A 6,721-nucleotide genomic window follows, 5' to 3' on the forward strand; every position below is an offset into this window, starting at 1 on the left:
CCACGGCCGGCGTGGACTGCACGTTCGTCTCCGCCCACGATCTGCGGTTCACGCCGCGCGAGACCGCGGAGTTCTTCCGCGCCGCCGGGGTGGAGCTCGCGGCCGACGAGTACGGCGACCTCTGCCGCGCGCTGGGCGGGTTGCCGCAGTTGATCTCGGGTGCGCTGAACGTCGCGCGGCTGCACCGGGGCGCACCGGTCGACCAGGAGGGCCGGCCGTCGCCCGAACTGGCCGTCGCCATCGCCGGGTCCGCATCGGTTCTGCTCGACACGCTGACCGCCGAGGAGCGCGCGTTCGCGCTGCGCGTGGTCGCCGCCCGTGCTCTCGACGCGGAACTCGCCGCCGAGCTCACCGGCCGGTCGGACGCGGCCGGACTTCTCGACCGGCTCGAAGCGCGGGGCCTGCTCGTCGTCGACGAGGCAGCCGAGACCCGGACGTGGGCGTGGCCGTCGGCCCTGCGGCTCGCGGTGCTCGACCAGGCCCGGCAGGAGGAACCCGGGCGGGTCGACGAGCTGATGACCGTGCTCGCGCGCCGCCATCGGGACGCGGGCCGGCCGGCGCCGGCCGCGACGTATGCGGCCGAGGCCCGCAACTGGGCGATGGCCGCGGGCATCGTCGAACGCAGCTGGGGCCAGATGGTCGCCGAGCATCTCGAGGAACTCATTCTCGTGCTGCGGACGATTCCCGAGGACTTTCTGCAGGACTACCCGGCCGTGCTCGCCGGGCGGGCACTGTTCGTGCAGATGCTCGCCGACCATCCCATCCTGCGGGCCTCGCTCCCCGGCGAGCCCGACGAACTGCACGCACTCGGCGCCGGGCCGGACGCCGCGAACGTCCTGCACCTGGCGACCGTGCAGTCGCTCGCGCTGCGGGTCGCCGGCGACTACGTCCGGGGTGCCGCGTGCACGCGGCGGCTCGAACCCCTGGTGCAGAGCATGCTCGCGCACCAGCCGGACAACATCACCCCGCAGTTGCCGCTGCTGCGCGTCCAGTGGGCGATCACCTTCCAGCTCGCCGCGGATCTCGCCGAATCCAACCGGCAGTTCGAATCGGCCTACCGGGGCGGCGTCGCCGCGGGCACCCCGTACATCGTCCAGAACGCCGCCGGCAGTTCGGCGCTGAACTGGGCACTGGTCGGCGACGTGCCGCGTGCCCGCCGGTGGCTCGCCCGGGAGGCGACGGCGGAACCGTCCGACGGGCTCTTCGGCGAACTCGTCAAGGTCGGCGGCCGGGTCGCCACTGCCCTGACCCATCTCGACGCCCTCGACGTCGACGCGGCCGAGGCGATGATCGACCTGCTCGGCGCGCCCAGCGACCGGGAGGAGCTGTGGGGATTCGTCGCCTACGCCCACGCCCAGCACGCGCTGCTCACCGTCGAGGCGTACGCGGGTCTGACGTGGTTGCACCACACCGTCGCCGGCCACGCCCATCGGCACGGCGACGGCGCGTTCTCCCGAACGCTGCTCACCGCGACGGAGATCGACCTGCACCTGGCTCTCGGCAACGGCAACCTGGCGCGCGCCGTGGCAGATCTCGAGCCCCGGCACCACCCGATCCTCGTCGTGCCGGACGCTCGGGTGGATCTGCTCGGCGGGAATCCCGGCCGGGCCGTCAAGAAGCTCGCGCGGGTGTCCTGGCCGGACTGCGGCTTCCCGCGGGCCCACCTCGAGGCGCTGCTGCTCGAGGCCGCCGCCCAGCTCGACCTGGGTAATCCGGGGGCCGCGGCCGTGTGCTGGGAGCGCGCCTGCGCCCTCGGGCAGACGCTGGGCAATCGGCGCGCGTTCACCACCGTGCCGGACCGGCACCGGCGCGAACTCGAAGAGCGCAGCGGAATTGCGGTGCCCGGCGGTCCCGTCGGGGCGGTGTTCCCGGACGAGGTCGCACGGGTCGAGCTGTCCCCGCGGGAGAGGGAGGTGCTCGCGCTACTGGCCGAGGGATGCCCGCAGAGCGAGATCGCCCGCCTCCTGTTCGTCTCTCCGAACACGGTCAAGACGCAGCTGCGCAGCATCTATCGCAAGCTCGGGGTTCACACACGGGTCGAGGCGATCACCCGCGCGCGCGAGCTGCGGCTGCTGCCCGTCACCAGCGATCTCTAGACCCGCCCCACGGGCGGTAGGTCTCGCCGCCGCCCGCCCGACCCGAGCGGAGGTATCGCTCACCCGCTCGGACCGACGCAACGGCACAGGCGCTCGGCTCCGGGGAAGGTCAGGCCGGCTTGTGGGCGAGCACCCGGAACACGATGCCCATCCGCCCGGTGCGGTGCACGTCGTCGACGACGAACCCGGCCTCGGTGAGATAGGGCGCCGGGTCGCGGAGCAGGTGGTCGGCGCCGAAGCGGATGCTGAGCGGCTCGATGCCCCGCTGCAGGGCACGCAGCACCCGGTTCGTCGACGGCCCGTGCTCGGCGAGCACGATCCTGCCCCCGGGGACGAGCACGCGGTACGCCTGGGCCGCGGCGCGGGCCGGGTCGGGCACGGTGCAGAACGTGAAGGTCGAGAGCACGGTGTCCGCGCTCGCGTCGGGCAGGTCGAGGGCCTGCACGTCGCCCTCGCGCAGTTCGACGCGCGGGTCGGCGGCGGCCTTCGTCCGGGCGAGGTCGAGCATCCTCGGCGAGATGTCGACGCCGACGACGTGTTCGACCTCGGGTCCGTAGAGCGGCAGGTTGAGGCCCGTGCCGACGGCGAGTTCGACGACGCGGCCGCGAGCCTGCGCGGCCGCCCAGTGCCGGGCGGGGCCGAGTATCAACCGCTCGACCAGGCTCATGCCGCGGTCGTAGTTCTTCGACATCTCGTCGAAGATCCGCGAGACGCGGGCGTTCTCGTTCTCGACCTGCTCCGAATCGGTCACTGTGTCTCCTCACCGAAGTGTCACCGCCGACGGTACCGGCGTACCGTCCCGGCTGTGACCGAACCGATCCCGGAACAGCGCCGCGTCCTGACCGTACTGGTGGCCGCGCAGATTCTCAGCGGCGCGGGCCTGGCGGCCGGCGTGACCGTCGGCGCGCTCCTCGCGCAGGACATGCTGGGCAGCACGAGTCTCGCCGGGGTGCCCAGCGCCCTGTTCACGATCGGGTCGGCGGCGGCGGCCGTCGCCGTGGGGCGGATCTCGCAGCGCGCCGGGCGCCGTGGCGGGCTGACGTTCGGGTACGCCACCGGCGCGCTCGGCAGCGCGGGTGTGGTGGCCGCCGCGGCGCTCGACACCGCGGTGCTGCTGTTCGCGGCCCTGTTCGTCTACGGAGCGGGCACCGCGACGAGCCTGCAGGCGCGCTACGCCGGCGCCGACCTGGCCGCTCCGGAGCGCCGGGGGCGCGCGGTGAGCACGGTGCTGGTGGCGACGACGCTCGGGGCGGTGGTCGGCCCGAACCTGACCGCCGTCATGGGCGACGCCGCCGAATCCTGGGGCATTCCCCGGCTGTCCGGGCCGTTCGTGCTCTCCGGCGTCGCCTACGGGCTCGCCGCGGTCGTCCTGTGGGTCCTGCTGCGTCCGGATCCGCTCCTGCTCGCCCGCAGCCGCGCGGCGGCCGCGGAGCCGGCGCCGGACGGCGAGCGGCCGGCCGTGGCCCGGCAGTGGTCGCCCGCGGTGACCGCCGGGGTGGTGGTGATGATCGTGACACAGCTCGTGATGGTGGCGGTGATGACGATGACGCCGATCCACATGCGCGACCACGGGCACGACGTCGGGGCGACGGGCGTGGTCATCGCGATCCACGTCGCGGCGATGTTCCTGCCGTCCCCGATCGCGGGGATGCTCGTGGACCGGGTCGGGCCCTACCGGGTCGCGGCCGCCGCGGGACTCGTCCTGCTGGCCTCCGGGGTGTCGGCGGCGCTGGCCCCGCCGCATTCGGTGCCCGCCCTCGCGTTCGCGCTGGGCCTGCTCGGTTTCGGGTGGAGCCTGGGCCTGGTGAGCGGCACCGCGCTCGTCACCGATGCGGTGCCGCTCGAGTCCCGCGCGGCCACGCAAGGCACCGCGGACCTGTTCGTCGCGCTGGCGGGGGCGGGCGGCGGTCTGGGTTCGGGTCTGGTCGTCGCGGCGGCGGGGTTCCCGGCGCTGGCGCTGACCGGTGCGGCGGTGTCGCTGGTGATCCTTCCGGTCCTCGCGCGACGGTCCGCCGCGCAGCCCGCCCTCCGCTAGCGGGTCAGGCCGGCACCGCGACCGCTCGTCGCGCCACCCGCAGATCCACCAGCCACACCAGGGCGGTCGCGGCGGCCGCCGCGACACCGAACAGGCACACCCCGGTCCAGCCGGCGCTCGTCCACGCGAGCGCGCCGAGCGCCGAACCGGCCGCGGCACCGATGAAGTACGTCGTCATGTACACCGCGTTGATGCGGGAGCGGGCCGCGGGCGCCAGCGCGTAGACGATGCTCTGGTTGCTGATGTGGACGGCCTGCAGTGCCAGGTCGACCGCGACCATCCCGATCAGGAACCACGCCAGCGAGTGCGCTCCGGCCGCCAGCGCGGCCCAGGACACGACGAGCACCGCCGCGCCGGCGCCGGAGGCGAGCTGCGCGAGGCCACGGTCGGCGAGGCGGCCGGTGAGGTTGGCCATCACCGCGCCGGCGACCCCGGCCAGGCCCACCAGCCCGATCTGCACCTCGTCGAATCCGTAGGGTTCGCCGGACAGCAGGAACGCCATCGTGGAGAAAAGGGCGCTCACGGATGCGAAGGACAGGGCGCCGAGCACCGACCGGGTCCGCAGCCGCGGCTGGGTGCGCACGAGGGTGCCGAGCGAACGCAGGGTGGTCCCGTAGCCGATGCGCTCGGCAGGGCGCGACGTCGGCAGCGCTCGCCACAGGGCGAGCGCGACGAGGACCATCACGGCGGCGCTCACCCGGTAGACGGTGGCCCACCCGCCGAGGCCGGCGAGCAGCCCGGCGACGCTGCGGGCGAGCAGGATGCCGAGCACCAGGCCGCTCATCACCGTCCCGACGGCCTGCCCACTGCGCTCCGGTTCGGCCAGGGTGGCGGCGAACGGCACCAGCACCTGCGCGGCCACCGAGAACAATCCCGCGATCGCCGTGCCGACGGCCAGCACCGCGATGGTCGGAGCGAAACCGCTCAGCGCCTGGCCGGCCGCGGCGGCGAGCATGAGCCCCACCGTGAGGCGGCGCTTGTCGAACATGTCGCCGAGCGGCACCAGGAACAGCAGCCCGAGGCCGTAGGAGACCTGGGCGACGGTGACGGTGGCCGCGGCGGCGGAGTGGGAGGTGCCCAGGGCGACGGCGATCGAGTCGAGCAGCGGCTGGTTGAAGTAGTTGCCGCCCACGCACAGGCCGGTGGCCGCCGCCATCAACAGCAGGACGGGGGTGGTCAGCACGGGTCGCGGGGACGTCACGTCTGCCAGCCTCGCGCGGCCGGGACCGCGCTGTCCAACCGGCGTCGCGTCGGCGGCCGGGACCGCGCGGGTCAGCTGCGGCTCGCGCCGATCAGCGCGAACCGGCCGTCGGGATCGATCCACTCGCGCCGTACGACGAACCCGGCCTCGGTCAGTTCGCGGCCCATGCCGTCGAGCCGGAACTTGGCGGAGATCTCGGTGCGCAGATGCTCGCCCTCCTCGAACGCGATCTCGAGGTCGAGGCCGGGAATCCGGACCGTCATGGGCTCGGTGGCCTCGAGTCGCATCTCGATCCACTCGTTGATCGGGTCCCACACCGCGACGTGCCGGAACTTCCCGGGTTCGAAGTCCGCGCCGAGCCGGGCATTGAGCACGTTCAGCACGTTGCGGTCGAACTCCGCGGTGACCCCGGCGGCGTCGTCGTAGGCCGGCACGAGCACGTCGGGATCGGTGACGAGGCCGATTCCGAGCAGTAGCCACTCCCCCGGCTCGAGCACCGCGGCGAGGTCGGTGAGGAACGCGGCGCGCTCGGTGGGCGCCAGGTTGCCGATGGTGCCGCCGAGGAATGCGATCAGGCGGCGTCCGCCGCCGGGCAGATGCGTGAGCGATCCGGTGAAGTCGCCGACGACGCCCCGCACGGTCAGGTCCGGGTATTCGACGGAGAGCCGGGTCACCGCGGACTGCAGGGCGACCTCGGAGACGTCCTGCGGTACGTACGTATGGATGTACGGTCGCAGCGCGTCGAGCAGGATCTCCGCCTTCTCCGAGGATCCCGATCCGAGCTCGACGAGCATCTCGGGCCGCGCCTCGTCGGCGAGCTCCGACGAATGTTGTTGCAGCAGAGACCGTTCGGTGCGGGTGGGATAGTACTCCGGCAGCCGGGTGATCTGATCGAACAGCTCGCCGCCGCGCTCGTCGTAGAGCCACGTCGGCGAGAGCCACTTCGGCGACGACGTCAGCCCGCGGCGCGCGTCGGCCCGCAGCGACTCGTCGAGTTGCTCCGGCGTCAGGTACACGTCCACCGTCATGAGACGGCCACCTCCATGGGGGACACGATGAGGTGCCCCGGTCGGGCGCTGACCAGGTGCCGGTCCGGCACCTGGCGCCAGCGCGGATCGTCGTCGTACGGTTCCGAGGACACCACGGCGACGTCCTCGTCGACGAGGGTCCACAGCGAGTGGTACCAGGCCGTCGCCCACAGCCCGGAACCGTTGCCCAGCAACAGGTTCAGCCGCGAAGCCGGGGCGACGTCGAGCACGTCGTGCACGAGCCGCATCAACGCCTGCTCGGGCCGCGAGGAACGCAGCCGCGAATACAACAGCAGCCACAGCGCGGCGGCGTCGGTGGGCGACTCGAGCCGCAGCAGTTCGGCCACCGGCAGGGGGGCGG

6 protein-coding genes are annotated in these 6,721 nt (G+C 73.3%); 2 read left to right on the forward strand and 4 right to left on the reverse strand.

Annotation, left to right across the window (positions count from 1 at the left end):
* Positions 1-2,096: helix-turn-helix domain-containing protein (locus OEY_RS0105725; RefSeq protein ID WP_010592949.1), on the forward strand; the 2,096-nt coding region annotated here is incomplete at its 5' end.
* Between the two features lie 109 nt (positions 2,097-2,205).
* Here OEY_RS0105725 and OEY_RS0105730 read toward each other — a convergent pair.
* Entirely contained in the window at positions 2,206-2,847 is a 642-nt protein-coding gene (locus OEY_RS0105730) for a class I SAM-dependent methyltransferase (RefSeq protein WP_010592950.1), read from the reverse strand.
* A 54-nt stretch (positions 2,848-2,901) separates the two neighbouring features.
* On the opposite strand from OEY_RS0105730, the gene OEY_RS0105735 reads away from it, so the two are divergent.
* Positions 2,902-4,131, forward strand: a complete 1,230-nt coding sequence (locus tag OEY_RS0105735) for an MFS transporter (protein WP_010592951.1) — start codon at positions 2,902-2,904, stop codon at positions 4,129-4,131.
* A 4-nt stretch (positions 4,132-4,135) separates the two neighbouring features.
* On the opposite strand, the gene OEY_RS0105740 is transcribed toward OEY_RS0105735, so the two are convergent.
* The 3 genes from OEY_RS0105740 to OEY_RS0105750 form a co-directional block, all read right to left on the reverse strand.
* Complete coding sequence (locus tag OEY_RS0105740; protein WP_029539905.1) at positions 4,136-5,332, reverse strand: MFS transporter; 1,197 nt, start codon at positions 5,330-5,332, stop codon at positions 4,136-4,138.
* A gap of 71 nt (positions 5,333-5,403) precedes the next feature.
* Entirely contained in the window at positions 5,404-6,360 is a 957-nt protein-coding gene (gene egtD, locus OEY_RS0105745) for an L-histidine N(alpha)-methyltransferase (RefSeq protein WP_010592953.1), read from the reverse strand.
* On the reverse strand, positions 6,357-6,721 hold a 365-nt coding region (locus OEY_RS0105750; protein WP_010592954.1), incomplete at its 5' end, for a hypothetical protein. The genes OEY_RS0105750 and egtD, both read right to left, overlap by 4 nt.

The sequence above is a fragment of the Rhodococcus sp. P14 genome (assembly GCF_000256505.1).
Lineage (GTDB): Bacteria > Actinomycetota > Actinomycetes > Mycobacteriales > Mycobacteriaceae > Rhodococcus > Rhodococcus ruber.